Origin of the sequence: Bradyrhizobium sp. Ai1a-2 (genome assembly GCF_000426245.1) — a bacterium.
GTDB lineage: Bacteria > Pseudomonadota > Alphaproteobacteria > Rhizobiales > Xanthobacteraceae > Bradyrhizobium.
In genome coordinates this window covers 1-26,930 of sequence record NZ_AUEZ01000064.1, presented here as the reverse complement: position 1 = coordinate 26,930, position 26,930 = coordinate 1, and the positions used below count along the sequence as shown (strand labels likewise).

The 26,930-nt window shown below is 63.4% G+C and carries 28 protein-coding genes; 19 read left to right on the top strand and 9 right to left on the bottom strand.

The features are described from left to right. The first annotated feature begins 81 nt into the window (after nucleotides 1-81). The 4 genes from K288_RS0131475 (at nucleotide 82) to K288_RS0131460 (ending at nucleotide 2,549) form a co-directional block, all read left to right on the top strand. The gene (locus tag K288_RS0131475; protein WP_244443326.1) at nucleotides 82-1,041 is read left to right on the top strand and encodes a flagellar biosynthetic protein FliO; all 960 of its coding nucleotides are present in this window, start codon (nucleotides 82-84) and stop codon (nucleotides 1,039-1,041) included. Continuing rightward, on the top strand, nucleotides 1,038-1,790 hold the full coding sequence (gene fliP, locus K288_RS0131470) for a flagellar type III secretion system pore protein FliP (RefSeq protein ID WP_027583121.1): 753 nt from the start codon (nucleotides 1,038-1,040) through the stop codon (nucleotides 1,788-1,790). The genes K288_RS0131475 and fliP overlap by 4 nt, the downstream gene beginning before the upstream one ends. A 68-nt stretch (nucleotides 1,791-1,858) precedes the next feature. Next, nucleotides 1,859-2,182, top strand: a complete 324-nt coding sequence (locus tag K288_RS0131465; protein ID WP_027583120.1) for a type II toxin-antitoxin system HigB family toxin — start codon at nucleotides 1,859-1,861, stop codon at nucleotides 2,180-2,182. Continuing rightward, on the top strand, nucleotides 2,172-2,549 hold the full coding sequence (locus K288_RS0131460; protein WP_027583119.1) for a helix-turn-helix domain-containing protein: 378 nt from the start codon (nucleotides 2,172-2,174) through the stop codon (nucleotides 2,547-2,549). The genes K288_RS0131465 and K288_RS0131460 overlap by 11 nt, the downstream gene beginning before the upstream one ends. Nucleotides 2,550-2,564: 15 nt before the next feature. Here K288_RS0131460 and K288_RS47140 read toward each other — a convergent pair whose 3' ends face one another. Continuing rightward, complete coding sequence (locus K288_RS47140; protein ID WP_043161239.1) at nucleotides 2,565-3,731, bottom strand: YbfB/YjiJ family MFS transporter; 1,167 nt, start codon at nucleotides 3,729-3,731, stop codon at nucleotides 2,565-2,567. 431 nt (nucleotides 3,732-4,162) lie between these two features. Here K288_RS47140 and K288_RS0131445 point away from each other — a divergent pair, with 431 nt between their 5' ends. The 3 genes from K288_RS0131445 to K288_RS47135 all read left to right on the top strand — a co-directional run bounded on the left by K288_RS0131445 (nucleotide 4,163) and on the right by K288_RS47135 (nucleotide 6,507). Next, a complete protein-coding gene (locus K288_RS0131445) occupies nucleotides 4,163-4,402 on the top strand; it encodes a DUF3302 domain-containing protein (RefSeq protein ID WP_027583118.1) in 240 nt (79 codons plus the stop codon). Next, nucleotides 4,402-5,343, top strand: coding sequence for a biotin/lipoyl-binding protein (locus tag K288_RS0131440; protein WP_027583117.1), 942 nt, complete (start codon nucleotides 4,402-4,404; stop codon nucleotides 5,341-5,343). The genes K288_RS0131445 and K288_RS0131440 overlap by 1 nt, the downstream gene beginning before the upstream one ends. A gap of 153 nt (nucleotides 5,344-5,496) precedes the next feature. Continuing rightward, nucleotides 5,497-6,507, top strand: a complete 1,011-nt coding sequence (locus K288_RS47135; protein ID WP_051334847.1) for a c-type cytochrome — start codon at nucleotides 5,497-5,499, stop codon at nucleotides 6,505-6,507. A 77-nt stretch (nucleotides 6,508-6,584) separates the two neighbouring features. On the opposite strand, the gene K288_RS0131430 is transcribed toward K288_RS47135, so the two are convergent. After that, nucleotides 6,585-7,466 carry an AraC family transcriptional regulator gene (locus tag K288_RS0131430; RefSeq protein WP_027583116.1) on the bottom strand — a complete coding sequence of 294 codons (882 nt, stop codon included), beginning with the start codon at nucleotides 7,464-7,466 and terminating at the stop codon, nucleotides 6,585-6,587. A 291-nt stretch (nucleotides 7,467-7,757) separates the two neighbouring features. On the opposite strand from K288_RS0131430, the gene K288_RS0131425 reads away from it, so the two are divergent. Then, complete coding sequence (locus tag K288_RS0131425; RefSeq protein WP_043161230.1) at nucleotides 7,758-8,117, top strand: nuclear transport factor 2 family protein; 360 nt, start codon at nucleotides 7,758-7,760, stop codon at nucleotides 8,115-8,117. Between the two features lie 593 nt (nucleotides 8,118-8,710). On the opposite strand, the gene K288_RS0131420 is transcribed toward K288_RS0131425, so the two are convergent. Together K288_RS0131420 and K288_RS47130 are read right to left on the bottom strand one after the other, a co-directional pair. Beyond that, nucleotides 8,711-8,947: a hypothetical protein gene (locus K288_RS0131420; protein WP_027583114.1), complete on the bottom strand. Its 237-nt coding sequence runs from the start codon at nucleotides 8,945-8,947 to the stop codon at nucleotides 8,711-8,713. Between the two features lie 194 nt (nucleotides 8,948-9,141). Beyond that, nucleotides 9,142-12,918, bottom strand: coding sequence for a tetratricopeptide repeat protein (locus K288_RS47130; RefSeq protein WP_043161227.1), 3,777 nt, complete (start codon nucleotides 12,916-12,918; stop codon nucleotides 9,142-9,144). Between the two features lie 898 nt (nucleotides 12,919-13,816). On the opposite strand from K288_RS47130, the gene K288_RS47125 reads away from it, so the two are divergent. The 3 genes from K288_RS47125 (at nucleotide 13,817) to K288_RS0131400 (ending at nucleotide 16,028) form a co-directional block, all read left to right on the top strand. Beyond that, nucleotides 13,817-15,031, top strand: a complete 1,215-nt coding sequence (locus K288_RS47125) for a DUF418 domain-containing protein (protein ID WP_051334846.1) — start codon at nucleotides 13,817-13,819, stop codon at nucleotides 15,029-15,031. A 46-nt stretch (nucleotides 15,032-15,077) separates the two neighbouring features. Then, a complete protein-coding gene (locus K288_RS0131405; RefSeq protein WP_027583113.1) occupies nucleotides 15,078-15,329 on the top strand; it encodes a DUF3551 domain-containing protein in 252 nt (83 codons plus the stop codon). A gap of 177 nt (nucleotides 15,330-15,506) precedes the next feature. Next, nucleotides 15,507-16,028 carry a DUF1269 domain-containing protein gene (locus K288_RS0131400; protein ID WP_027583112.1) on the top strand — a complete coding sequence of 174 codons (522 nt, stop codon included), beginning with the start codon at nucleotides 15,507-15,509 and terminating at the stop codon, nucleotides 16,026-16,028. Nucleotides 16,029-16,059: 31 nt separating this feature from the next. On the opposite strand, the gene K288_RS0131395 is transcribed toward K288_RS0131400, so the two are convergent. Genes K288_RS0131395 through fliL form a run of 4 tightly spaced genes read right to left on the bottom strand, consistent with a single transcriptional unit; the run spans nucleotide 16,060 to nucleotide 18,982 of the window. Next, nucleotides 16,060-16,836, bottom strand: coding sequence for a flagellar protein FlbB (locus K288_RS0131395; RefSeq protein ID WP_027583111.1), 777 nt, complete (start codon nucleotides 16,834-16,836; stop codon nucleotides 16,060-16,062). Further along, a complete protein-coding gene (locus K288_RS0131390; protein WP_027583110.1) occupies nucleotides 16,833-17,288 on the bottom strand; it encodes a DUF6468 domain-containing protein in 456 nt (151 codons plus the stop codon). The genes K288_RS0131395 and K288_RS0131390 overlap by 4 nt, the downstream gene beginning before the upstream one ends. Beyond that, complete coding sequence (gene fliM, locus K288_RS0131385; protein WP_027583109.1) at nucleotides 17,289-18,485, bottom strand: flagellar motor switch protein FliM; 1,197 nt, start codon at nucleotides 18,483-18,485, stop codon at nucleotides 17,289-17,291. Nucleotides 18,486-18,487: 2 nt separating this feature from the next. Next, nucleotides 18,488-18,982: a flagellar basal body-associated protein FliL gene (gene fliL, locus K288_RS0131380; RefSeq protein ID WP_027583108.1), complete on the bottom strand. Its 495-nt coding sequence runs from the start codon at nucleotides 18,980-18,982 to the stop codon at nucleotides 18,488-18,490. A gap of 379 nt (nucleotides 18,983-19,361) precedes the next feature. On the opposite strand from fliL, the gene flgF reads away from it, so the two are divergent. The 8 genes from flgF (at nucleotide 19,362) to K288_RS49805 (ending at nucleotide 26,302) form a co-directional block, all read left to right on the top strand. Beyond that, on the top strand, nucleotides 19,362-20,126 hold the full coding sequence (gene flgF / locus K288_RS0131375) for a flagellar basal-body rod protein FlgF (RefSeq protein WP_027583107.1): 765 nt from the start codon (nucleotides 19,362-19,364) through the stop codon (nucleotides 20,124-20,126). A gap of 13 nt (nucleotides 20,127-20,139) precedes the next feature. Beyond that, entirely contained in the window at nucleotides 20,140-20,928 is a 789-nt protein-coding gene (gene flgG, locus K288_RS0131370) for a flagellar basal-body rod protein FlgG (protein ID WP_027583106.1), read from the top strand. 12 nt (nucleotides 20,929-20,940) lie between these two features. After that, nucleotides 20,941-22,005, top strand: coding sequence for a flagellar basal body P-ring formation chaperone FlgA (flgA, locus tag K288_RS0131365; RefSeq protein ID WP_027583105.1), 1,065 nt, complete (start codon nucleotides 20,941-20,943; stop codon nucleotides 22,003-22,005). Between the two features lie 5 nt (nucleotides 22,006-22,010). Then, nucleotides 22,011-22,763 carry a flagellar basal body L-ring protein FlgH gene (gene flgH / locus K288_RS0131360; RefSeq protein WP_027583104.1) on the top strand — a complete coding sequence of 251 codons (753 nt, stop codon included), beginning with the start codon at nucleotides 22,011-22,013 and terminating at the stop codon, nucleotides 22,761-22,763. A gap of 343 nt (nucleotides 22,764-23,106) precedes the next feature. Beyond that, complete coding sequence (locus K288_RS0131355; protein ID WP_244443325.1) at nucleotides 23,107-24,672, top strand: hypothetical protein; 1,566 nt, start codon at nucleotides 23,107-23,109, stop codon at nucleotides 24,670-24,672. 179 nt (nucleotides 24,673-24,851) lie between these two features. Further along, nucleotides 24,852-25,067 carry a hypothetical protein gene (locus tag K288_RS0131350; protein ID WP_027583102.1) on the top strand — a complete coding sequence of 72 codons (216 nt, stop codon included), beginning with the start codon at nucleotides 24,852-24,854 and terminating at the stop codon, nucleotides 25,065-25,067. Between the two features lie 190 nt (nucleotides 25,068-25,257). Then, the gene (locus K288_RS0131345) at nucleotides 25,258-25,680 is read left to right on the top strand and encodes a hypothetical protein (protein ID WP_027583101.1); all 423 of its coding nucleotides are present in this window, start codon (nucleotides 25,258-25,260) and stop codon (nucleotides 25,678-25,680) included. A 274-nt stretch (nucleotides 25,681-25,954) separates the two neighbouring features. Further along, nucleotides 25,955-26,302: a hypothetical protein gene (locus K288_RS49805; protein WP_051334845.1), complete on the top strand. Its 348-nt coding sequence runs from the start codon at nucleotides 25,955-25,957 to the stop codon at nucleotides 26,300-26,302. A gap of 46 nt (nucleotides 26,303-26,348) precedes the next feature. Here the strand turns inward: K288_RS49805 and K288_RS0131335 are convergent, their stop codons facing one another. After that, nucleotides 26,349-26,669 (bottom strand): helix-turn-helix transcriptional regulator, encoded by a 321-nt coding sequence (locus tag K288_RS0131335; protein ID WP_027583100.1) that lies wholly within the window; start codon nucleotides 26,667-26,669, stop codon nucleotides 26,349-26,351. Nucleotides 26,670-26,930 lie beyond the last annotated feature (261 nt).

Sequence of the window (26,930 nt, the reverse complement as noted above, 5' to 3'; positions counted from 1 at the left end):
ATAAGGCTGATCTCGGGCGTGATTCGCTGATCGGATCGCTTCAGCCCGCATCCGTCTAAGCCAGCATGAAAGCAGGGCCAGATGGCCGGGGACAGTAACAATATGCAGATCCTGTGGTTCCTCTTTGCGTTCATCGCCGTATTGGCGCTGATCGGTCTGGCAGCGTGGCTGGTGCGACGCTTTGCCGGTAACCGCCTCGGCGCCAACACCAACCGCGGGCGGATGCCGCGGCTGGCGGTGATCGATGCGGCCGCGGTGGATGGGCGACGGCGTCTCGTGCTGGTCCGGCGCGACAATGTCGAGCATCTCTTGATGATCGGCGGCCCCACCGACATCGTCATCGAACCCAACATCGTGCGCGCGATCGCGGCCCGCGATCAGGCCCCAACGCGTCCTGTCGCCAGTGCCGAACCGCCACCTCGGGTTGCCCCACTTCCGGATACTGCCTGGGCCGAGGCCGAGAGCGCCCGCACCGAGATCTTCGAGACTCCGGAGCCGGCGATGCCTGAGCCGCGCCCCGCGCGCCCGTCTTTCGCCGAAGAACTCCGCCGCCCGGCCGGCGCTCCGCTGCCGGAGCGACGCGATCCGCTCGCCGGCTTCACGCCGGAGCCGCTCGGCAACCGCCTCGAGCGCACCGAACCGCGGCCCGAGCCGATCCCGCCGCGCGTGCCCCGCCCGGAGCGCTCCGAGCCCCTGATCCCGCGCCCGCCGCGCGCGGCCGAGCCGAAGGTCGCGCCCCTGCGCACGCCCGAGCGCGCCGCGGCACCTCCGCCTGCGCCTCCGCCCCCACCTCCTCCCTCTCCGCCGTCGCCACCGCCGGATACGTCCAGCGCCGACGCCAATCTCGCCGAGATGGCGCAGCGGCTCGAGGCTGCGCTCCGCCGTCCGGCGAGCGAAGCCGCGGCGCCGCCGGTCGCTCCGGAGCCAGCGCCCACGCCGCGCCCAGCCCCCCCGCCCGGGCCGGCGCCGCAGAAAAGCGGCTTTGAGAATCTCGAAGACGAGATGGCCTCTCTGCTCGGTCGCCCGAAGAACCCTTCGTGAGGCAGCCGAAGTACCCGCGTAGAGTTTTATTCACCGCCGTCCTGATCACCGCCAGCCTTCTGGCGGCGCCCGCGTTTGCGCAGGACATCAGCATCAATCTCGGCCAGGGCAATGGCGGCGTCACCGAGCGCGCGATCCAGCTGATCGCGCTGCTCACCGTGCTCTCGATCGCGCCGTCGATCCTGATCATGATGACGTCGTTCACGCGCATCGTGGTGGTGCTGTCGCTGCTGCGCACCGCGCTCGGCACCGCGACTGCGCCGCCGAACTCCGTCATCATCGCGCTGGCGATGTTCCTCACCGCCTTCGTGATGGGCCCGGTGCTGCAGAAATCCTACGACGACGGCATCCGCCCGCTGGTCGCCAACCAGATCAGCGTCGAGGACGCGCTGCAGCGCGCCGCCGTCCCCTTGCGCGGCTTCATGCAGAAGAACGTGCGCGAGAAGGACCTCAAGCTGTTCATGGATCTCTCCGGCGAGTCGCCGCCGGCGACGCCGGAGGAGATGTCGCTGCGCATCCTGGTCCCCGCCTTCATGATCTCCGAACTGAAGCGCGCCTTCGAGATCGGCTTTTTGCTGTTCCTGCCCTTCCTCATCATCGATCTCGTGGTCGCTTCCGTCCTGATGTCGATGGGCATGATGATGCTGCCACCGGTCGTGGTGTCCCTGCCGTTCAAGCTGATCTTCTTCGTGCTGGTCGACGGCTGGTCGCTGGTCGCCGGCAGCCTGGTGCAGAGCTACGGGGGGTAGCGTTATGAGCGCGCTGTGCACGAACAGCCGATTTGCGCCCAGAATGGGCGCATGATAATCTCTAGACCATGCGAATTATTGCTCGACGCACCCTGAAAGAATTCGTGGAGCGGCGGCGGGCACACAAGGATCATGCCGCATTGAAATCGGCACTTGATGCTTGGTTCGACGAGGTCAGGAAAGCACGTTGGTCCAGCGCCGCTGACGTAAAGCGCAGTTACGCAACCGCCAGTATCATCTCTGCGGACCGGATCGTGTTTAGTATCAAGGGAAATGATTATCGGCTCGTCGTGTCCGGCGACTTCGAAAAAAACATCGTGTGGATCAAATGGATCGGGACACACAAGGACTATGACAAGATCGACGTGAGAGAGGTGCGGCATGGCGGGTGAAGTAAAGCCGATCAGAACGAAGCGAGATTACGAGGCTGCACTCAAGGAGGTTGAGCGTCTTTGGGGCACGAAGGCCGGGACGCGCGATGGCGACCGCCTTGACGTACTGGCGACGCTGATCGATGCCTATGAGACCGAGCACTATCCCATGGACCCGCCTGATCCGATCGAGGCGATCAAGTTCCGCATGGAGCAACAGGGGCTCACCCGGCGGGACCTGGAGGAAATCATCGGCACGCGCACCCGTATCGCCGAGGTCTTGAACAGAAAACGAGGACTCTCGATAGAGATGATCCGGCGCTTGCACGAGCGGCTTGGCATTTCGGCAGAAGTGCTGATCCGGCCCAGTCGAAAAACCGCGGCCTGAGCCGCGCGGGCTCGGCTACGAGCGCGCGCGATCGCCCAATAGGCCGACCAAGAGGTCGACGGCGAGTGCGGCGGTGATGGCGGCGGCGCCGATCATGAACAGGAGCGTATAGTTGCCGCCGGTCTGCTCGAAGCAATAGGACAGGCCATACGCGCCGCCGGCCTGAAACAGCGCAAAGCTCGTGGTCGCCTGCGCCCAGGCCGCGCCCTGCTCCGTGCTGTTGTGCGGGACGAGTTCATGGATGCGGCCGAGCGTCAGCGGCACGACGCCGGGAGTGAAGGCGCCAGCGATCACACTCGAGACGATCATCGCTGCCGGAGCCACACTGAGCGCAGGCAGCACGATTGCAACCGCCTGCACCAGGAAGGCGACGCGCAGCGCCGGGCCGAACCCAGCGCGGTCGGCGAGATGCCCAGTCACGAGCGGGCCGGCGATCGCACCGATGCCGTAAAGCACCCAGTATTGCGAAGCGGCCAGAATCCCCTGCCCGAGCCCGCGCGCGACGAAGTCGACCAGGAACACCATGTGCGGCACCAGCGCCACGGCGTTGAGGCCGTACTCCGCGTACAAGGCACGGATCGCCAGCGACCGCGGCCGCGACGCGGCACGATGGTGGGATACAGCTTTCGTGCCGCGAACTTCGGCTGGCCAGCCCTTCCAGCTCGCCAGGGTCAACAGCAACGACAGGATGCCAAGTCCATACCAGGCTTCCTGCAGCCCTTGCCGCAGCAACAGCGGAACCAGCGTACCAGACGCCGCAACGCCGAGCCCCACGCCGGCGAAGATCACGCCGCCGACCACGCCCTTCTTGTTCGGCGGCGTGTGCGGCAGGATCGTCGACGCCGCGAGCACCATGATCACGCCGCCCGCAAGACCTGCAAGGAAGCGCCACACGAAGAACCAGGCGAACGAGATCGGCACCGAGCAGGCGAAGCAGCAGAGCGATGCAAGCACCATCATGGCGCGCAGCGAGCGCACAGCCCCGGCGCGGGCACCGACCTCACGCGCGACGATCGCGCCGGCGAGATAGCCCGCAAGATTGGCAGCGCCGAGATAGACGACATCAGCCGGACTGAACCACTTTGCTGCGATCAGCGCCGGGATCAGCGGCGTGTAGGCGAAGCGCGCCAATCCGAGACCGACCAGCGAGGCGCAAAGTCCCGCCGCAGCCGAAAGCCACACGGGTCCGCCTTCATGATGATGATTGGCCGCGGCTGAATGGGGATGACGGTGAGCATGGGTGCTTGACATCGACATCGGTTAAGCAGCCTCGCTGCCGGAAAGGGAAATGGTTAGTTCTGATGCCAGCCATCGCCGACTGCGATGGCTGGCACCGAGGAATTCTTCACGAGCGGGAAGCTCCACGAGTCCTGGAATGCGTCATCGACACGATCCGGCACTTAGCCAGCGACCACTTGCCAACATAATGCTTCCACTCTAGCTTCCGGTGGTCGAACGATGACCGGCCACACCGTGTGCGTGTGCTTCGATCGCGATTTATCGCGTAAGGAAGGTGATCGCGAAGGCGGCAGTTTCCAACCGGGTCCTTTCAACCAGGCGGCGATCGAACAAACCTGCACGTTCTTGCGCCGCGTCCCGTGCGTGAGGCTCTCATGAGCGGCTACGACATCTTCGCCTGGATCGTGCTCGCCATTCTGGTAGCCAGCGCCATTGCCGTGTTCTGCATCGCCGGCTGGCTGCCCGGGCACATCGCCAAATCACGCAATCACCCCTACGCGCAGGCGGTGACGGTTGCAGGCTGGATCACGCTGTTCTTCGGATTCGCGCTGTGGCCGCTCGCCTTCATATGGGCCTATGTCGACGTACCCGCGCGCAAGGCGGACGGTGCGTGATGGGCATTGCGATCTTCAACACCTATCTGGTGCTGCTGTTCCTGCTGGTGCACTTCAAGATCGTGCGCTTCAACCTGTTCTGGAAGGCGTCACCGTTCATTGTCCTGGTGCTGCTGCTGTTCGGCCTTCTGGTCCCCATGGGCTGGGGTGCGCCGCAGGGTTCGGCGATCGTCGTGCGCAATGCGGTCTCGATCGTGCCCGACGTCGCTGGAGAAGTGACCGAGGTTCCGGTTATCGCCAACGCGCCGCTGAAGGCCGGCGACGTGCTGTTCAGGATTGATCCAACGCCCTATGCGGCGCAGGTCAGGACGATCGAGGCGCAGCTCAAGCTCTCGAAGACGCGGCTCGCCCAGATGACGCAACTGTTCGAGCGCGAGTCCGGCCGTGGCTTCGATGTCGAGCAGCGACAGTCCGAGGTCGACCAGTTCAGCGGCCAGCTCGAAGGTGCGCAATGGAATCTCGACAAGACGATCGTACGCGCGCCGGCTGACGGATACGTCACGAACCTCGCGCTTCGCAAAGGCGCGCGGGTGGCCAATCTGCCGTTATCGCCTGTCATGGCGTTCATCGACACCTCGAACACCATCATCGGCGTCGAGATCAACCAGATCGACGCCCGCTATGTCGCACCGGGGCAAGAGGTCGAGGCCACCTTCAAGTTCGCGCCGGGGCGCATCTATGCGGGCAAGGTCGAAAGCGTGCTGCAGGCGATCGCGACCGGACAGACGCAAATCTCGGGCACGGCGGTTGCACCCAGGCCGATCGAATCCGCTCCCTTCGTGGTGCGGGTCAAGCTCGATGACGCCGAGTTCGCGCGCAATTTGCCGGCCGGCGCGACCGGGACCGCGGCGATCTACACCGATCATCTGAAGCCGACGCATGTCGTGCGGCGCGTGATCCTGCGCCAGGTCGCGATCCTGAACTACGTGAACCCGTTTTGAGAGCCTCCACGTTGCATGATCGAATGGAGCCCGCCGTCAACGTTGCGCCATCACCACGCACTGAGTTCGCTGAACCCGACGTTAACCCCGGAGAGCGGATCATAATGCCGATCTGGCGCGGCTCGAATTTTCAACCCTGGTGTCGAGAGATCGATGATTCATCGTAGTCGTTTTGTAGTCCTTTGCTTATGGACGGTGCGCGCGGCTGCCGCGGTTGTCATCGGAGTAGCCGCCGCGACGGCCGCGGGGCATGCCCAGACGGTCTCCCCTCCAGTCTGGACGGTGCCGGAAGTCGGCGCGCTGCCTGATGATGCTCATGGCCGCCTCGTACGGCGCGGGCGCGACCTCATCACCGCGACCTACGCCCATATCGGACCGGAGGTGCCGGATCCAGCCAAACGTTTTGCCGGCAACAATCTCGCCTGCAGCAACTGTCATCTCGAAGCCGGCACGAAAAAATTCGGCTTGCCGATCTTTGGGCTGTTCGAGCTGTTTCCGCAATACAGCGCCCGCCTCGGCGCCGAAATCACGATCGAGGAGCGGGTGAACTCGTGCATGTCGCGCAGCATGAACGGCCGCGCGCTGCCGCTCGACGGTCCGGAAATGCAAGCCATCGTGGCCTACATCAAGTTCCTGTCGTCGGGAGTTCCAGCCGGCAAAGCGTTGTCAGGACTCGGCACCGGGGCGATGCCCGAGCTCGATCGGGCGGCCGACCCGGTTCGTGGCAAAGCGATCTACGCGAATGCTTGTCTGGCCTGTCACAACAGCGACGGCTCCGGAATACGCCGCAGCGTGCCGACCGTCGATCTCGGCTACATGGTGCCGCCGCTGTGGGGCCCGGATAGTTTCAACAATGGCGCCGGCATGGCCCGGTTGATCACCGCGGCGAACTTCGTGCACTTCAATATGCCGCACGGGACCGACTACCTGAATCCGCAGCTCACAGTCGAGCAGGCATGGGACGTAGCCGCCTATGTGATCTCTCAACCGCGTCCGACAAAGCCGGGTCTCGACAAGGACTATCCCGACCTTCTGACCAAGCCCGTCGATGCGCCTTACGGACCGTACGCCGACGGCTTCGATCAGGAGCAGCACATGTACGGACCATTCGGTCCGATCCGGGCGGTGCACGCCAAAGAGCAGAAAGGCGATGTACCGAGGTGAAGCGCCCCAGGCCATTGGGTGGATAGCGGCCCGTCCGTTTCTTGCGACCGGAAGGGACAGGTCGCCGTCAGAGGGCGCTATTTCAGCGGCAAAAACAGTTCCGCGACCGCCTCATGCTCCGGCACCTCCGGGAAGAAGCTCAGCCGCTGGCAATAGATCGGGAAGTCGCGTGCTTCCTCGCCGCTGGCCGGAAGCCAGTCGCGATAAAGGTAGAGCGCGGCGGGCTCCAGATTGTCGGTGTTGCCAACGACGCGCAGCACCGCGCAGCGTCCGCCAGGAATCTCGCCGGCTTTGATCTCCTCGCCATTCGCCTCGATCGGTTGGTCGGTCCCGACACAAAGGTCCTGGCTGTAATCGGCAGGCGACGCAGGACGCCGCTCGGAACGCCAGACATTGAAGGTCGGATTTGTCTTGGGGTGCAGGCCAGCGGCCTTGCGCCACGCGATGAACCGCTGGATGGTGGCGCCGAGCGTCGCCGGGTCGCCCCGATGTTCCATGATCGCCACCGGCGTGGTGGGCACATCGCGAATCGTCACGTCGTCAGTGGTAAAAGTCTTCTGCATGAGTTTGCTCCTTGCGTTGTCGAGAGGCCCGAAGGCCGCAAGCCACGGCTCCCAGTCGGGAGACTTGCGGAACGACGAAGGCGATTGCCCGAACCGTTGCCGAAAGGCGCGGGCGAAGGCGTCCGGTGCGTCGTAGCCGGCATCCATCGCTATGTCCGTGACGCTTTGGGCATCCCTGTAGGCTAGCTGGTATGAAGCGCGCTTCATGCGGGCGAGCTGGATATAGCGATGCACGGACAGCCCGAAGGTCGCCGTGAACTGCCGGTGGAAATGATATTTCGAGTAGGCTGCGACGCTGCTCAGCGCGTCCAGGTCCAGATCGTCGTCCAGATGCCGGTCTATGTGATCCAGCACCCGCTGCATCCGGGCATGGTAGTTTTGCAGCGCCGCCTTCATCGTTCTATCCTCCGTGGCAGCACCAGCTAAGCGCACGCAGACATGACGCGCGCGACCGATCTTGCGGTTTTGTCACGGGTCGCAGAACGTCGCCAAGGACCGTTTAATAATCCGATAGGGCCGATTGGGCGCTTGGCAGAACGCGGTTGACGCCTCGCCGCCCTGTCTTGCCCTAAATTCATCCGCGGCGGGTGGAACCCACCCGTAGTTTTACCGGTCCGCGTTCAACCACTATTCATCCTGGATCATGTAGTGGCCGGATCGGGAGGCGCGACTGGTCAGGATAAACCTATGGCGCTTTCGCGGGACAATTTCGATCCCTTGGGTGTTGTCGTCGATTGGCTTGATGCTTGCCGTTCAGGACAACTGGACACCTTGCTCGATCTATACGACGAGCAAGCGACGCTGGTATGTGATTGCGAACACGTAAGCCTGACGGGACGCCTGTCCATCGCGAGCTATTGGAAATCGAAGCTGGAAAGCAAGTCAGCATCCGCCTTTGCCCTCGACGACATAGCCCTGATCGGCGATGCAGTTCAGGTGGATTATCAAAGCGACGGGGGCAAGCCAATTCGCATTCGCTTTCGCTTCAGTCCGTTGGGCAAGATACTCCAGACAAGCTGCGAGCCGCTGGCTACCTGCACCATATAGGAAGCGGCAAAAAGCCGTCATCGCCGCTTGGCAAGACGCGTGCGCGTTACCAGTTCCACGGCTGGATATATTCCTCTTGATTTCCGTAGCGGATCACCGGTGCCACGGGCGGGCCGTTTGGATCGACCCGATCATCCTCCGGGCGATACCGATAGCGTGGAACAAGATAATAGTCCCAGTAAGGAGTTGTCCTTACGATGGGCACCCTGACGATGGGCCTCGCCCGTGGTTCACGAACGACTCTGGTCTCCTGCGCATGGGCTGCGGCACTAAACGTACCCACGTTACACAGCACCATGGCCGTTCCGAGAGCTACGGTCATTATCCTCATCGTCGACCTCCTTGCCACAGGCGCAAATCAACGAGCACCTGCTCATCATCGTTCCAACTGCGCGGGGCTCAAAGGCGACGATGCGCCCTGAATGCGCCGCGGGTTTACGAGTACACGCCTTGGCGCGCCGGAGCCAGAGCGTTTTCAAGCGAAGTGGACACCGGTTCGCGTGAAGAAAACGCGTCAATACAAGAATCTAGAGCTTCGGTTCTGATTCAATCAGAACCGAAAATGCTCTAGTCGCGCATAACAGCCCAGCGCGTCAGTCCTTGAAATCATACTGCTTGCTGAGGTGATCGCCGACCTGCACCAGCATCGCAACGCATTCGGGATAACCGGGCTTTGCCACCGTTGCCTCGTCGGCTGCCGCGCGGAATTCCCAACTGTCGCCATCGCGGATCACCGAGATCACGATGCCGTCAGGGCAATCGGCGTGGACCCTCAGCTCGGCCTTTGCCATCTCGATGAGTTCGGTTTCGGTCTTGGTCGGCTTGCTCATGGCGACGGCGTCCTCCGGCAATTTGCGTGACCGCCGCAAGTTGCCGCCTAAACGGGCCGCTGTCGAGAGGACGATCGTCGCGGCCCCGCGTAGCCCGGATGCAGCGCAGCGTAATCCGGGAACAGTTTCGCAAGCGGTAGCGATCCCGGATTGCGCGTCGCTGCATCCGGGCTACGGAGCTTTGGTGCAGGGCGCTACCTTGCCGCGCTGGCGCGCTTGACGCCGACGATCGCGGGCAACGCGTCGGGATCGGCTTTCGCGCCGGGCACGGCGCCGGTCGTGATCGGATCGGGCAGCGGCGCGCGGGCAGTGGCGTCGGGGAAACGGAGCTTCATGTCGCGGATGAAACCATCCAGCGTGTCGACGCTCGCGGCCATCCTGGCGATCTGGGCGAATTCGGCGCTGTTGGCGGCGGCCGGCCTGGCTGCAATGTCGAACGCCGTCCGGTCGACCTCGCCCGACATCAGCGGCGCATATTTCTCGCGGAAGCGCGTAAGCCCGATCGCGTCCTCGGCGAGCGCATAGCCGACCACGGCACGGATGATGTCACCCTTCTCGGCCGCGTTCAGCGGCGTGAAGTCGCGCCAGCGGTCGCCGTAATAGAGCTCGATCTGCTCGGAAGCCTCGCGCCAGTGCCGCTGCGCCCAATAGATGTCGGAGCGGAGCCGGATCGCCTCGCGGCCGGGAATGTTGGAGATGATGTCGAGCGCAAGGTCATGCCGACCGACATCGCTCTGCGCGCGCGCTTCGAGCAGCAGCCGCTGCTGGCGCAACTCCCCTGACAGATCCGAAATGCGGGTCACGCGCAGGGCCGCGATCGCGCGCTCCGGCTTGCGGTTGGTGAGATAGACCATGGCAAGGCGCGCCGCGACCTGCGCGCGCGCTGCGCCCTCGAGCCGCTTGTCGACCTGGTATTGCAGGAGCTCGGCGGCCTGATCCAGGAGGTCGACGCTGACGAGACGGTCGGCCAGGCGGCGGATCATCTCGTCGCCACGGCGCCCGATCGGCGTGAGTTCGCGATATTCGTAGAACATCGTGAGCGCATCGATCGGCGGGATGCTGTCGCCGGCTGGCCCGAGGAAAAGCTGGGAGAACAGCGCCGACGCCGCATCCTGCGCCTGCCGCGATTCCGGCGAGTTCGGCTGCAGCTTCGTCGCCGCGCGGGTGGCCGCGAATGCCTCCGCATAGCGGCCGGTGTCGGAATAGATCTTCGCCAGGATCTGCAGCGTGCGCAGCTCGATGCTATCGCCGCGCCACATCACCGCGAGCAGTTCGAGCTCGCGCAGGATCTCGGCCTCCGTGATCTCACCCCGCTTCTGCTTCAGTGTGACCTCGAGCAGTTCGCCTTCGGCCGCGGCCTGCCTGTCGGCCGAGTTCGCGGCGAAGCGATAAGCGTCGAGCGCGTCCTTCTCGTAGCCGAGCGCCTCGGCGAGCCGGCCGCGCAGCACTGCGCCGGCTGGCTTCAATTCCTTCGGCAGGCCGATCACCTCGAGTTCGCTGCGGCGACGCGCGGCGCCGGCAAAATCCTTCACTTCGAGCGCAGCCTTCATCGATTCCAGCATGACGACGCGCTGCAGGTCCGGCGGCAGCGTCGCGACCGAGAACTCCGCGTTCTTGAATTTCTCCCGCGCATCCGCCCATTTGCCCTGGCGCGCAAGGGCGAGTCCCTTCCACAATTGGGAGTCATAGCCGTTGCCGATCAGGGGATTGGCGAGATCCTTGAGCGCACGCTCGGGCCGGTCCATCATGATGCTGCTGGCGGCATGGATCATCAGCACGGCCGGGTCCTCAGCGCCGCGCTTGCTCTCCGACAGCATCAGGTTGGAAACGCCGTGGGCTTCCTCATACATGGCGCGCGCGACGTAGAACTTGGCCAGGTCGAGCCGCGCCTGTGCGAGCTGCTCGGGCGACGTGGTCGCCGCGGCGCTGGCCGCGATCAGCTCATCGAGCCGCTTCAGGAAGTTCTCCGATTGGTTCTTCTTCCACTCCTCGGCATCGAACAGTGGCTTGACCGCAGCGGTGGCACGCTCGGCGGCAACGTCGGCGGATGACAGCGTAAGCCCGCCTGGACGTCCCAGCACGACCTTGTCGGCGCCGACCTCGGCCTTCACGTCGTCGGAGTTCGGATGCACCACGAGCCCGTGGACGGATTCGAGCAGCGAGAGCTCGACGAAATCCTGCCGCCGGATGAAGCCGCGCGCCGGCGGCGGCGCGGTGACGATCCACAGCGTGTCGCCTGCGTCGGGATCGACCAACCGGTGCAATTGCCCGGGATTGGCCAAGGGCACGCTGACATTGGCGAGCGCGGGATCGCTGACATTGCGCACCACCATCAACGGCTGCGGCGGCTTCTGCACCCGGTCGGCGAAAGTCACCGTCCAGCCTGTGCCGGAGGAACGGTCGTCGGCCTCGAGCGAAGGCATCTGCGGGCGGTTGAGGCGGAAGCGGATCGCCTGCCCCTTGTCCAGCGGCAAGCGGCTGACGTCGGAGATGATGGCGCCGACCTTGTCGCGGATCGGCGCGACGTCGATCGGTTCAAGGGAATCGAACACCAGCCACACCGCATCGGCGCGGCGGAACAGCGCCGATGGCGTCGCCTTCTGGAATGTGAACGTCACGCGCAGGCCGTCGCTGTCGCGCTGCGCGTCGACCGTAACCGGCTTCTCAGCGGAGGAAGTCTGTGGCGTCACAGCTACGGCCTGTTTCGGCGCGGCATTCGCAGGCGGCGGTGAAGCTTCCTTCGCGGCGCCCGCTGCAGGCTGCGGCGGCTCTGCAGGCGCCGCTTGCGCTGGAGGCGCGGCCGGGGCCGGCGGCACCTGCTGCGCGACCCTCGGAGCGGGCATCTCTGTGGCAGCGGGCTGCGGCTTCGCGGCTGCAGGCGCCGTGCCTTCGGCCGTTGCGGCGGGCTCCGCCTGCGGCGCATCTGCGGCCTGCTCAGGCTTGATGGCGATCCTGGCCTGCTCCGCGAACGTCTCCGAGGTCACCGGCGCGATCGGCGTCGGCTGCTGCAGCGGCGTGGATTCCCTGATGGCCTTGCCCTGCCCGGCCGCCACGGCGACCAGCGGCTTCGCAGGTGCGGGCGGAACGTTGGCCGCGTGCCCATCCGCCGCCGGCTTGTCCGGCTGCTGGAAGGCGACGTCGACGACGTAGTTCTTGTCCTCGCGGAAGGAGCGCACGTCAACCTCGCCGATCAGGTTGATGTCGACAGCGGAAGTGTCGGTGTCGGAGCGCTGGTTGATCGAGGCGACGTTCGGCGGCGCCGCCACCTTGGCATCCGCAAGATCGAAGCTGAGCACGCTGTTGAACAACAGCGTCAGCTTCTGCTCGTTCAGCACCGAGGACACGCTGACGCCGTCGGGGATTTCGAACACGAAGCGCACGAAGGTCGGCTGCACCGAAGCACGCACGCGCACCGGCGGCTTCTTCTTGGCAGCGTCCGCCGCCCGCTGCGCGCGCAACGCTCGCTCGGCGGCACGCGCGCGCTCGGCCAGTTCGCGGATCACATCCGTAGGCAGAGACGGCGGCGGCCCGGCCCATTCATCGGGCAGGAAGTCGATGAAGATCCGCTCGGCCGCGGTCATCGTGTTGATCGTCACACGCCGCGTCAGCGACAGGCGGATCGCCGTTCCGTCCGGATCGCGCCGCGCCATGCCGACATAGTCCGGCACGGCATCGGCCAATCTCTCCACGGGGATATCGACCGGCCGCTTGAAGCGGATCACGACGATCGAGCCGGCCGTGGACACTTCGGTTTCGACGTCCTCGGCGAGCTTGAACACCAGCCGCGCAAAGCCGTTCGCCGCCGCGAACGTCGCCACGCCCTTGACCGGAGCATCGGCATGGGCGGCGGGGACGAACGTCAGCGAAACCAGAAGCAGGGCAAGCGGCAGCAGCCGGCGCAGGCAAAGATACGCCGTCCGCGCCAACACGCGGTCATGCGACCCCAGTCCAGCGGCAGCCCGTCGCGCCATGCCAGTTACGTCTTTCAGCCCTCAAGCCTCGAAGCAGGCACGAATGCGCCACCCCGCATCCGAATCTTGAATTGGCTCGCTTAAGGAGTTGTTAACGACAGCCTATTGAAAAGATTGGAGGTTGCGGTCCTCTGAAAAAGGCGAAAATCAACGTTGGACGGCACTTCTGATCTACTGCCTTTCGAACCGACCCGGAGACTAGCGTCACCCTTGGGCCGGAGGTAAGTATTAGCCGATGAAGAGACTTCTGATCATAGGCTTTGTAGCCTTTTTCCCGACGGCGTCGACCAGCGCATCCTTTCAAGAGCGAGAGCAATGCCTTGAAGGATGCATTAGTAGTTGGAATATGTGCGTTATGGAGTGCGGCGGAGACAGCAAGGGACACGGATCACCAAGCGCGCACAATAGGATCGAAGCTTGTGTGGCCTCAAAGCGTTGCCGCCCAAACTACGATGCTTGCGTCGCGAACTGTTCGCGAAAGCGCAACTAGAGCATTTTCGGTTCTGATTGAATCAGAACCGAAGCTCTAGATTCTTGTTTTGACGCGTTTTCTGCGCAGATAAGTCTACGCAATCTGCGTAAACTTGATTGCTATGCGAACCGGTATCCACTTCGCTCGAAAACGCTCTAGGAGACGATCCCTCCACCCCGCAAACCGCGGCCATTCTCATTATTTCCATGATCGTTGCGGCTCGAAGTCTCGTCACGTCGCCTTAAGGAAGCCATCGAGAGCGTCGTAGCGGTCTTAGCGAAATGTGACTTCGACGTGATTTGAGATTCTGATATCGCCAAGTCCGCTTGTCGCGCAGGACTGCATCCCATGTGCCGCGCAGAAGGTCGAACGCCATCACCTTACGATGGCCCACAACGCGCTTGCACGGATCGAGAGCGATTGGTCGTGCTGGACGTGGTGCGGGGGATAGCCGTTCTGGGTATCTTCTTCATGAATGTGCCCTTCATGGGAAACACCATCTTCTGGCAAGCCGATCCACGCTTGCTTGGCCGGTCAAGCATGGATCGCGCGACATTCGCTTTCCTTGACATCTTTTTGGATGGCACGCAGCGCGGCCTGTTTCAAATATTGTTCGGGGCATCCATCATGCTCTTGACCAGGGCCATTATGCGGCCGGACGGACCAGTCGAAGTCGCAGACCAATATTTCCGCCGGTACATTTGGCTTTTTGCTTTCGGCCTGATCGACGTGTTTGCTGTCTCGTGGGACGGCGACATACTCCACCCTTACGCAGTTGGCGCTCTGTTCCTATTTCCGTTCAGGAAGCTCCGGCCCGGCCAGTTATTGACACTTGGTCTTAGCTTCGCGTTGGCGACATCTGTGCTTGGCGGCATCAAGTATGCAGAGCGAACCTCTCTCCAAAAGGCGGTCGCCTCCGCCGAGGTCGCGCGCGAGCGCCGCTTGGAGTTGACGCCCACTCAATCTGCCGAAATCGAGATTTGGGCGAACCTGTCGGCCGCAGCCCCTCCGAGGACTGAGCTTGACGATGAGCGCCAGGCGCATGCTAACGGCGCTGCCGCAACGTGGGCCTGGCTTCGGCAAGCTTGGTTTGAGCTCCAGCGAGATGATTGGTTCACTGTCGGTTGGATTGCGGAGAGTATACCGACCATGCTCATCGGCATGGCGCTGTTCGGTTGGGGAGCGACGCAAGGAGGACGTTCGACGCGCTTCTACGCGTGCCTCGCCATCGCCGGCTACGCATTTGGTGTGAGCCTGCGCGGCTTGGATTTGTCCCAGCTCATGACCTTCACACCCGTGCCAAGGATCGGCTGGATTGCGGGCGAACCAGCGCGTCTTTCCATCACGGTCGCACATCTTGCTCTGATTAACTTGACGCTGAAGGCCGGATTTGGACGATGGCTTTTGCGACCGTTTGCTGCGGCGGGCCGAATGGCGTTCTCACTCTACTTTTTCGAATCGATCCTTGGCATATGGGTGCTGTTTTCTACGACGGGTTTCAATCTATGGGGCCGGTTTGGCTGGGCTGGCTTGACGATAATTTCTGCCGGGGTCGCGGCCTTGCTACTTCTCGTCGCCAACTTTTGGATGCGTGCCTTTATGATGGGGCCACTTGAACGGCTATGGCGGTCGCTAATCTAGCTGGATTTCGCTCCTAGTCCGGTGAGCCGCCTCTAAGGAGATGCCGATGCGGCGAGCAGCTCAGGCGATCCTGGTGATCGGCGCCGTCGCGGCGGCCTTGCCGGCCCAGGCCCAGACCTATGATCCGCGTTACCCGATCTGCATGCAGGTCTTCAGCATTGACGGCCCTGCCGTCGGGTGTGGCTACGCATCGATGGCTCAGTGCAAAGCCTCAGCCTCAGGCCGCGCGGCCGAATGCTTCGCCAACCCGTATTTCGCAGGTGCTGGCAGGAAGCCGGCGAGGGCCCGTCGGCGGTAGGCAGGTTCCCGGTTGCCGCTGTCGGTCCGAGGGAGGCAAAGCCACAGATTAAACAACGTGCTACGCTCCCCTTGGCCTGGATTGATATAAATCAATCGCATTCGCGTGCCATTTGCTTTGCATTCGGATGGTCATAGAGACGGAATAAAGTCGGGCGGCCATAGAGGAGAACTGCAAATGAGTGATCTTGTCGTGATCGCATTCCCAACCGAGGCGAAGGCGGAAGAAGTTCGCCAGAAATTGCTGGCCATGCAGAAGGAGTACCTGCTCGAACTGGGCGATGCAGTGATCGCGGTGAAGGATGCCGAAGGCCGGATAAAGCTGAACCAGCTCGTGAACACCACGGCGGCGGGCGCGGTCGGCGGCGCTTTCTGGGGCACCCTGATCGGCCTGATCTTCCTGATGCCGCTGGCAGGAGCAGCGCTTGGCGCCGCCGGCGGCACGCTCGGCGGATATCTGACGGATGTCGGTATCGACGACAAATGGATGAAGCAGACCGCTGAAGCCATTCAACCGGGGACCGCGGCCCTCTTTATCCTGGCGCGCAGGGTGACCGGGGACAAGGTGCTCGAAGGTCTCAGGGGCGAAGGCGGCACCGTGCTGAAGACGTCTCTCGACCACACCAAGGAAGACGCGTTGCGGGCGGCGCTGGCCGGCGCGCAAGCGGCTGTTCCTCCCCCACCTGCACCGGCGGCCTAATAGGGCTGCTGCAAGCGATGCGTCGAAGCCGTCAGTTCGGCTTCGGCGCGAGCATCTTGCCCTCGATCTTCGGCAGATCGGCGGCGGGCTGCAGCTTGTCCGGATTGGCGCGGCGGGCGAGTTCGACGGTGAGCCGCTCGGCCGCTTCCGGCTGCATCAGGCCGAGGATGTCGGCCATCTTGCGAGGCTGGATCTGCGAGGCGATCTCGTAGAGCACGCCCATTTCCAGCCGGTCGAACACTTTTGCGGCGTCCTTCGGCTTCATACCTTCATACATCGTGATGATGCCCTTGAAGCGCGCGGCGTCGGCATCGGCCTTCTGCGCCGCTGCGGCGCTGGTCCTGGCGTCGTTGGCCTTGGCCTCCTCCACCTTCGTCTCGATGCGTTTCTCGGCTGCCTTCAACAGGCTTTCGCGGATCTCGATCTCGCGCGCGCGGGCATCCAATTCCTGCCGGCGCGCCTGCAGCCGTTCCAGGATCGCGCGCTCGGAGGACGAGATCTGCGGCGGCAAATTCGGATTGACCACAACGCCATCCGGCTGCGGCGGCGGATCGCTGGCTGCGGGCGGCTCTTCCTTCTTTTTCTCCGTCTTGCTTTGCACGGAGCCGGTGATGTCGTTCGGATCTCCCTTGTTCTTGCCTCCCGGGAAATTGAGCGTCTCCTGCGCCCATGACGGCTTGGTCGCCTGCGGATCGTAGTCGAACACGTAGCCGCCATCGAGCACGAGGCCCGCGACCTTCAGCACCACAAGGCCGAAGATCGCGACCAGCACGACCGGGATGACGCGGATGTCGCGAAACGCACTCATGCGGCCAGACCGCCTGCCTTTCTGCGTTCGGTGAAAGCTTCAGCAGCCGCCGCCACCGCCTTGGCCGCCGATATCTTCGGCGCCGCCGGCGCAGGAGCTGCGGCGGGCGCAGCGTCCATCACCGGCCGTCCCGCCTGCACGATCCGCGACAACCGCCGGATTATCGCGTCGGCCTCGGAGAGCTGGCCCTTCAGATGCGCCGACATCTGCGTCGCCGCGGTGAGCTGGCTGCCGAGATTCTCGTTGACGTCGCGCACGGTGTGCTTCAGCCCGCCGATCGCGCGCTCGGCGATCTCGGTCGCGGTGATCAGTTCGGCGATGGTGGCCTTCAGCGAGTGCTCGTCGGCTTTCAGGCGCTGCAGGCGCTTGTTGAGCAGCATGCAATAGCCGATCGTCAGCATCAACAGCACGGCGACCAGGCTTTCGATCGCAATTCCGAGGGAATGATTCAACTATGCCTCCATCATCTTGGTCTGCTCGTCGGCCTTTTCGAACATCGCGAAGGTGGTATTCGGCTTGCGCAAAGTCTTGCTGACGCGGATCGCGACGCGATCGCCGACGCGGCCCATGCGGCCCTCGGTCAGGGTGACGTTTCCGCAGCGCACCGACACCAGCGAGTCCGCGCGGATGTCGAGCGGCAGCGTGTCGCCGACCTTCAGCTTCATCAGCTGCTTCAGCGGAATGTCGGCTTCATAGAGCACGGCCTCGACCGAGATCTCCGCCTGCGCCACTTCGGTCGCGAAATGTCCTTCCCAGATCGGATCGCGGCCGAACTTTTCGCCCATGAACATCTGCAACAGCACGTTGCGGATCGGTTCGATGGTCGCATAGGGCAGCAGCAATTCGATGTTGCCGCCGCGGTCCTCCATGTCGATGCGCAGGCGCACCAGGATCGCGGCGTTGGCGGGACGGCTGATCGCGGCAAAGCGCGGATTGGTCTCGAGACGGTCGATGGAGAATCTCACCGGCGACAGCGGTCGGAACGCCTGCTCGGCATCCGCCAGCACCACCTCGATCAGGCGCTTCACGAGGTTGGTCTCGATCGTGGTGTAGGGGCGGCCCTCGATGCGCAGCGAGGTCTGGCCGCGACGCCCACCGAGCAGCACGTCGATCATCGAATAGATCAGGCTGGAATCGACCATCGCGAGCCCGAAATTCTCCCACTCCTCCGCCTTGAACACACTGAGCACCGCCGGCAGCGGGATCGAGTTCATATAGTCGCCGAAGCGCACCGAGGTGATGCGGTCGAGCGAGACCTCGACGTTGTCGGAGGTGAAATTGCGCAAGGACGTCGTCATCAACCGCACCAGGCGGTCGAACACGATTTCCAGCATCGGCAGGCGTTCATACGACACCATCGCGGAGTCGATGATGGCGCGGATGCCGGAATGATCGTCGAGATTGACGTCGCCGACGGTGAAGCCGAGCAGATTGTCGATCTCTTCCTGCGAGAGGACCCGCTCGCCGCCATTCTTGGTGCCGAAGTCGCGGCTGCCGTCCTCGACCATGGCCGCCCATTGCAGCGCCATGCCCTCCGACAGTTCATTCTTCGCGGCTTCTTCCGCCGCGGCTACGGGATCCTCGGAATCGAGCGACGCCTCCCACTGGGCGGCGATCGCATCCTGGTCCATCTGGTCGGTGCCGGCCATCGCTACTGAACCACGATTTCCTTGAACAGCACCGCGTTCACCTGGTTCGGCGACAGCGCCGCGTTGACGCGCTTGGTGAGTTCTTCCTTGAGGCGGAACAGGCCGGCCGAGCCGTTGAGGTCGGTGGCGCGCAACTCGCGCAAGTAGGTCTGGAACAGGTCGGTGACGCGCGGCAGCGACGGCTTGATCGCCTCGACCTGCTTCTCCTCCTTCACCTCCAGCACCAGCTTGACCTTCAGGTACTGGATGCGCTCACCAGGCGAGCCGACGAGGTTGACGAGCATGTCCGGCACTTCGACGAAGGCCGGCGGCTTTGGCGGCGGCGCCTCGGCATGCACCTCTTCGCCGTGGCCGCGCATCAAGAAGAACCAGCCGGCGCCGCCCGCGCCAAGGATGACGAGGAAACCTGCGGCGGCAATGATCAGCTTGAGCTTGCCCTTCTTCGAAGGTGCGGCCTCGCCCTCGGCGCCGCCCTCCGCCTTGTCCTCGTCCGCCATCGCCCGCCCGCCCCAAAAACGGAAACGAACGCGATTGCCCCAGCCAGGCCCTTTGAGACGCAATACCGATGCCGCCAGCGCACGCGCGCTCTGTAATGGGGCAACGCTAGGGTAAGAATGGTTAACGGTTTCTTTCGATTGCCCCTCCACTAGGAAAAAACTGCCGGGCAAACATGGTCAACAAGACCTTTCTGCCGCCCTCTCCGCCCCCACGCTGAACACCTAACCAACTCAAAAATCATCACTTTCCGACTTGGCACGGCTTTCGCTGAGGACAGTGCGAGCCGGCGGGTTTGGGAGAGCCCAAAGGTTCACGGGTCCGGCCTGAGGTTTGGGAGAACCTCTTTCTGCGGACCGTCCACGAAGGGGAGAACCGCCGATGCAGAATACGCTTCTGGTCGGACTATCGCGGCAGGTTGTGCTGGAACGGCAGATGGATGTCGTCGCCAACAACATCGCGAACATCACGACGAACGGCTACAAGGCCGACCGCTCGCTGTTCCAGGAATTCCTGAGGTCCGGCGCGCATGAGGACAATTTTGCTCCCACCGACCGCCGCGTCTCCTTCGTCAACGACCGCGCCACCTTCCACGACTTCTCGCAAGGGCCGACGCAGGAGACCAAGAGCCCGCTCGACGTCGCGATCGACGGCTCGGGCTTCCTCGTGGTGCAGACGCCTGAAGGCGAGCGCTACACCCGCGACGGCAATCTGACCGTCAACAACCAGGGCCAGCTCGTCACCCAGTCCGGCTATCCCGTGCTCGGCAATGCCGGCCCGGTCGTGTTCCAGCAGACCGACAAGGACATCGCCATCGCCGCCGACGGCTACGTCACCGTGCTCGAAGGCACCGGCCGCATCGACTCCATCCGCGGCAAGCTGCGCGTGGTCAATTTCGCGCAGCCGCAGCAGCTCCTGAAGGAAGGCAGCAACCTCTATTCCGCCGGCGAAGGCAATCCGGCCGCGCCGGACACCACCTCGCGGCTGCGCCAGGGCTTCGTCGAGAAGTCCAACGTCAATTCCGTCACCGAGATGAGCCGCATGATCGAGATCACGCGGACCTACACCCAGATCTCGTCACTGCTGCAGCAGCAGAGCGATTTGCACAAGTCGGCGATCGACAAGCTCGCCGACGTTCCGGCGTAAAGGAGAATAGTCAATGCGCGCTCTCTACACTGCAGCGACCGGCATGGCGGCACAGGAACTCAACGTTCAGGTGATCTCCAACAACATCGCGAACCTGCGCACCACCGGCTACAAGAAGCAGCGCGCCGCATTCCAGGACCTGATCTACGACCATGTGCGCCGCGTCGGCTCACAGGCCTCCGACCAGGGCACCATCCTCCCCGTCGGCATCGATCTCGGCGGCGGCGTCAAGACCGTCGGCACGCCGCGCCTGATGGGCCAGGGCACGCTGTCGCCGACCGGCAACGATCTCGACGTCGCGATCCGCGGCGAAGGCTTCTTCAAGATCCAGATGCCCGACGGCACCTATACCTACACCCGCGACGGCTCGTTCATGATGGACCAGCAGGGCCGCATCGTCACCGCGCAGGGCAACCCGGTGCAGCCGACCATCACCATCCCGCAGAACTCCTCGCAGATCACGATCAACGCGCAAGGCCAGCTAACCGTGATGCTGCCGGGCTCGACCACGCCGACCCTGGTCGGCCAGATCGGGCTGACGCGCTTCATCAACAAGGCCGGCCTGCAGCCGATCGGCGACAATTTGTTCGTCGACACGCCGGCCTCCGGCACGCCGCAGGATGGCATCGCCAACACCGACGGCTACGGCGACATGCAGCAGTCCAACCTCGAACAGGCCAATGTCGAGGTGGTCTCGGAAATCTCCGATCTGATCGCGGCCCAGCGCGCCTATGAGATGAACGCCAAGGTGATCAGCGCCGCCGACCAGATGCTGCAATCCACCTCCAACCTGTTCCGCTGAGGGAGAGTGACCATGGTCGCCCGCTCGCTTCTCCTCGCCGCGCTGCTGTTCACGGCCTCCGTCTCAAATACGGTCGCACAGAGCCGCAGCGAGGCCATCGCGCCGCCGACGCTGCGCGCCAGCGTCACCATCACAAGCGATATCGTCCGCATCGGCGATCTCGTCGACAATGCCGGCAGCTTCGGCGCCACGCCGATCTACCGCGCGCCCGACCTCGGTACCACAGGCACGCTGCCGGTCGCGCAGGTGCTCGCCACGCTGCGCACCCATCAGGTGATCGGCGTCGACACCCGCGACCTGAAGGAAATTTCGGTGACGCGCGCCGCGCGGGCGATCGAGCGGCAGGAGATCGAGCAGGCGGTAGCGCGCACGCTGGAGCGTCGCAACGGTCTTGGCGAAGCCGCCAACCTCAACATCAACTTCGATCGCGACGTCGGCGACGTCCGCCTGGAGGCCACCAATTCCGGCAATCTGCAGCCGGTCGGCCTCCGCTACGATCCGCGCAACAGCCGCTTCGACATCACCTTCGAGATCGCGAACGAGACCGGCGCTACGCCGACCAGGCTGCGCTTCACCGGCACCGCGATCGAAACCGTCGAAGCCGCCGTCCTTGCGCGCAGCGTTGAGCGCGGCGAAACGCTGAAGCATTCGGACGTGCTGGTCGAGCGCCGTCCGAAGGCCGAGGTCGGCAACGACCTCGCCGTCCGCGACAACGCCGTCGGCATGCAGGCGCGCCGCCAGCTCCGCGCCGGACAGGCGCTGAGGAGCGCCGATCTTGCGAAGCCCGATCTCGTCACCCGCGACCAGAGCGTGACGCTGATCTACCAGGCCGCCGGGCTCTATCTCACGATCCGCGGCAAGGCGCTCGAGGGCGGCACCGAGGGCGACGCCGTCAGCGTGATGAACCTGCAGTCCAAGCGCGTCGTCTCCGGCGTCGTCTCCGGCCGTGGCCAGGTCACGATCACCCCGCCGCGCGCAGCGACTGTCCTTGAACCCACCGCCTCGCTCGCCCCCGCCGAGCAGGCGAACCCCGTCGCCGTCGCCAACGCCAGTTCAGTCGCCTCTAAAGCCGAGTAACAGTGATGTCCGCTTACCGTATCAACCGCCTCGTCCTCACCGGCGCCCTGTTTGGGCTCGGCATCCTCGCCAGCGGCTGCTCCTCGATCGACCGGCTCTCCCAGATCGGCGAACAGCCGAAGCTGACCGCGATCGAAAATCCGACCGCGCAGCCCGGCTACAAGCCGGTGCAGATGCCGATGCCGAAGCCGGAAGTGGCCTCCTACAGCCCGAACTCGCTGTGGCGCAACGGCTCGAGGGCCTTCTTCAAGGACCAGCGTGCCGCACGCGTCGGCGACCTGCTCACGGTCACCGTCAATTTCACCGACAAGGCCAACATCGCCAACGAGACCCAGCGCAGCCGCACCAGCAAGGAAGATTCGGGAGTCACCGACTTCCTCGGCTCGCAAACGGTTACGCAGCCGCTGAAGATCCTGCCGGGCCGTATCCTCACCACGGACTCGACCGCTTCCAGCGACGGCAAGGGTTCGGTGAACCGCCAGGAAGCGTTGCAGACCAACGTCGCCGCCGTGGTCACGCAGGTGCTGCCGAACGGCAATCTCGTGGTCGAGGGCAAGCAGGAGATCCGCGTCAACTTCGAGATCCGCGAACTGATCGTCGCGGGCATCGTGCGGCCCGAGGACATCCAGAGCGACAACACCATCGATTCAAGCAAGATCGCGCAGGCCCGCATCGCCTATGGCGGCCGCGGCCAGATCACCGACGTCCAGCAGCCGCGCTACGGACAGCAGGTGATGGACGTGCTGCTGCCGTTCTAACTACTTCAAAGGAGCTCCCACGCTTCATTGCGAACCTAGGCGCAATGAAGTGTTCCAACGCGGCCCTCGCTAGCTCCCCTGGCGGGGGCCGCGGCTTTTGTGCGTCCCTTCACCTCTCCCGCTTGCGGGAGAGGCGTAGGCCGCCCATGGCGGCCGTTCTTAAGAACGCCGAAGCGAAGCTTCGGCTATGGCGTAAGCGCCGGGTGAGGGCTCTCTCCCCACGGATGGTCCCATCGTGGAGACACCCTCACCCCAGCCCTCTCCCGCAAGCGGGAGAGGGAGTGGAGCGTCCATTGCTGATACAAACCGAGCTCATCTCATCGCTTTTGTGTAGAATTGCAGCATGCCGAACGGAACGAGCGTTCAGCCCTGCCCGATGCGCGTGTTGATCGGCGCTGCGCTCGCCGTCCTGTGCGGACCAGCTGCAACAGCGGCCGAACCTATCGCCCTCACGCCGGCGGCCATGGCACGCGTCGGCTCGGTCGACGAACGCTTTCAATCCTACAATGTCGAGATGGTCGAGGTGACCGGCGGTCACTTCTGGCGGCCTTACGCCGATCGGCGCAAACCTTCGAAAGCGGATGGCATCCCCGCCGGCAGGGATCCCGCGATGTACGCCTACCGGAAGCCGATCGATCTTTCCAATCCGCGCCTGCGCAAGCTCGCTGCGGCGCTGGGGCCGGCCTATCTGCGCGTGAGCGGCACCTGGGCCAACACCACCTATTTCGACGACGCAGATGAGACCGCGCGATCGCCGCCTTCAGGCTTCAACGGCGTGCTGACACGCCGTCAATGGAAAGGGGTCATCGACTTCGCCCGCACGGTGGATGCAAGGCTCGTCACCTCCTTTGCGACAGGCGCGGGCACGCGCGATGCCAGCGGCGTCTGGACGCCGGCGCAGGCGGAGAAGCTGATCGCCGCAACGCAGGCGCTTGGTGGCAATATCGCCGCCGCCGAATTCATGAACGAGCCCGACCTCGCGGCCATCGGCGGCGCGCCCGCCAGCTACGATGCGGCGAGCTTTGGCCGTGACATCGCCGTGTTCGCGCCATTCCTCAAGCGCGCGTCATCGGAAACGAGCCTGCTCGGCCCGGGCACCGTGAGCACGGGCGAATCGGGCGATGCGCTCGGCAGTGGGAAGCTGTTGGCGGCAACAGGCCCCGTGTTCGATGCGATCTCGTTTCACTATTACGGCGCGCTCTCACCACGTTGCAGCAAAGCTGTGCCGCCGGCTGCGGCGCGCGACAGCAACGCGTTGTCACAAGACTGGTTGTCCGGCATCGACAGTGCAGCGTCCTTCTACGCAAACTTGCGCGACCGGTTCGCACCCGGAAAGCCGTTGTGGATCACGGAAACAGCGGATGCCGCCTGCGGCGGCAATCCCTGGAGTTCGACCTTCCTCGACAGCTTCCGCTATCTCGACACGCTCGGGCGCATGGCCAAACGCCAAGTGCAAGTCGTGATGCACAACACGCTTGCCGCCAGCGACTACGGTCTGCTGGAAGAGAAAGATTTCGCGCCGCGCCCGAACTACTGGGCGGCATTGCTTTGGCGAAAACTGATGGGGACGATCGTCCTCGACGCCGGATCGGTGGCAGTGCCGGGATTATATCTCTATGCGCATTGCCTGCGCGACAAGGCAGGCGGCGTAACGCTGCTTGCCATCAACACCGATCGGGCGACGCGACGGTCGCTTGAACTTTCCGGGTCGGCAAGTCGTTACACGCTGACCGCAGCCCGTCTCACCGACACGCGGGTGCGCCTGAACGGCCGCGAGCTGAAGCTCGCTGCGAAGGACGAATTGCCTGTGCCGCAAGGGGAGCCAGTCGTGACGTCGCGCATCGAACTGGCTCCGGCCAGCATCACATTCCTTGCGATCGCGGACGCGGCCAATCCGGCGTGCAGATAGCGCTGAGAACGCCGGGCACCTCTGCATCGGAAGCATAACCCGGGAAACTACGTAGGGGATGTAAGCCAGGCTGGTGCAGATCACGTTTCGAATAGATGTGATCACGCAAGTTCAACCGCTGGCACGAACCCTGCATAAGCCAATCCAACCGGGTATTCCCCAATCAATCGAAGGTCAAAATGCTCGTCACGCTTGTCGCTATTCTCTGCAATGGACCGCTTTGTCTTGAAAAGGTCGTCACCAACAGTGAGCAATCCGGCATCACCATGGCAGCTTGCAGTGCAAATGCGCAAATCGGCATCGCCGACTGGCTCTCCAAGGGGCCGTATCACGAGTGGACGCTGAAGAGCTACAAATGCGTGATGGGCCAATACACGCCCAAGAAAGAAGCGTGAGCGCGCGAGGCGTGCCGCTCCTCCTATGAGGCGCAGGTTCTTTCGGATCCACGGACGGCTGAGGCATGGCCACGCTTTTATGCGTGCATTTTCACGCCCCATTAACCCTCGCGCCCTAGCTCGCTGGAAGTTGGCGGCATCGCGCTCTAGGTAGTACGCAACGCAAATTCTCTCGTTACGGGTGTGTTCGATGATCAGGGATGGCGAATATGCCGTTTGGTTTCGGACGCCGCACGGCGAAGGCACCGGGATCGTCTATCTTGCAGATGGCAGGATATCGGGCCGCGACTGCATGTTCACCTATAGCGGCACTTACGAGATCGACGAAGACCGGTTCACCGCGACGCTGACGACCAAGCGCTACGCCGAAGGTCCGACCACCGTGTTCGGTGTCGACGAGGTCGAGGCAAAGCTGACCGGGGTCTTCAAGGGCCAGACCGCAGTGTGCTCCGGCACCGCGGAGCAAGCGCCGGGCCTGCGTTTCGAGGCCAACCTGTTTCCCAGGCCGGAGCCGCCGCCGGAGGGTGTCATCAAGCGCACTGCCGGCGTAACCAGGCTGCCGCAAAGCCAGACCGACCGCTATCGCTCCGGCAAGCCGTTCGCCGCTGGATAGTCAGAATTGGGGCAGTCGCCCGAACGCACAAAGCTATAAGGCGCAGTCCTCCACCTTCCGAGATGTTGGAGTGACATTCTGCTCCGTCATTGCGAGCGCAACGACGAATGAAATGATACGCTCCATTCACGAGAGCGGGAAAAACTTCGCCGGGCAGAACTTGCCCATTCACCGTCGAAATGTCCTGACGATTGCGCCTATCCCGTTGAAATAGCTCGCGCACATGATGGCACACCGTTTGCGTGCTGCTCCTGCAGCCACGAATGGGTGCGACGTGCAGATATCGACGACGATCTCCTCCTATAGCCTTGTTACCGCGAGCACGAAGAACACCGCCTCGAAGAATGCCTCGAGCGCCGATGATCAAGCTTCCACGCAACCCGCGCAAGAAACGTCCCTCGGCAACGATATCGAGCAGGAGTTCCTCAAATACGCCCACATGAATCCGATCGACCGGATGCGTGCGAACATCCTGAAGAGCATGGGGCTGAGCGAGCAGGACCTGCAAAACATGACGCCGCAACAGCGCCAGGCCGTAGAGCAGAAGATCAAGGACCTCATCGAGCAGGAATTCCACAAGAACGCGGACAAGAAGGGCCAACTCGTCGACGTGTCGGCCTAGGGGCTGAGCATTGGCTAGTGGATGTCCGATAGCCCGCCGTGGCATCCTACGCGGCGACAGCACGCGAGGCGCCGCGGCGCGATTTTTGACGCACGACAACATCCACCTTGTAATCCAACCTGTCCAGGCATCGAACCAGGCGATCAATCGAGAATTTGCCTACCCGCCCGGTGACAAGCGCGGACACATCGGGCTGCTTGAGGCCAAGCACATCAGCAGCTTTCGTCTGGGTAAGCTTTCGACGCTTGATGATGCCACGGATCTCGCGAACCAGCTTGGCCTTGAGGAGTTCTTCCTCCGGATTGGCAAAGCCAAGATCGGCAAAGACGTTGCCGCTGCTGACGGTCACCTTCCTGTCCTTGCTCATTGGTGGGTTTCTGCGCTGCCATTTTGCCGAATTATAGCAATACAGCTATACATATGTCGAGAGAATTCAAGGACCGGCATTGCTGGTTTCGGGTTCAAACGACCCGACGGGCAAATCACCCAAAAGTCTGTCCAGCCCTTGCGCAAAAAACATTCCGCTTTCGCCGTCGGGCAAATCAGTGATTTAACTCCGCGCGTCTCACCCGAATGAGGGGCGGCTCGCGATCGTCACGAACGTTGCGGTGAGATGCGGTGGACGTGA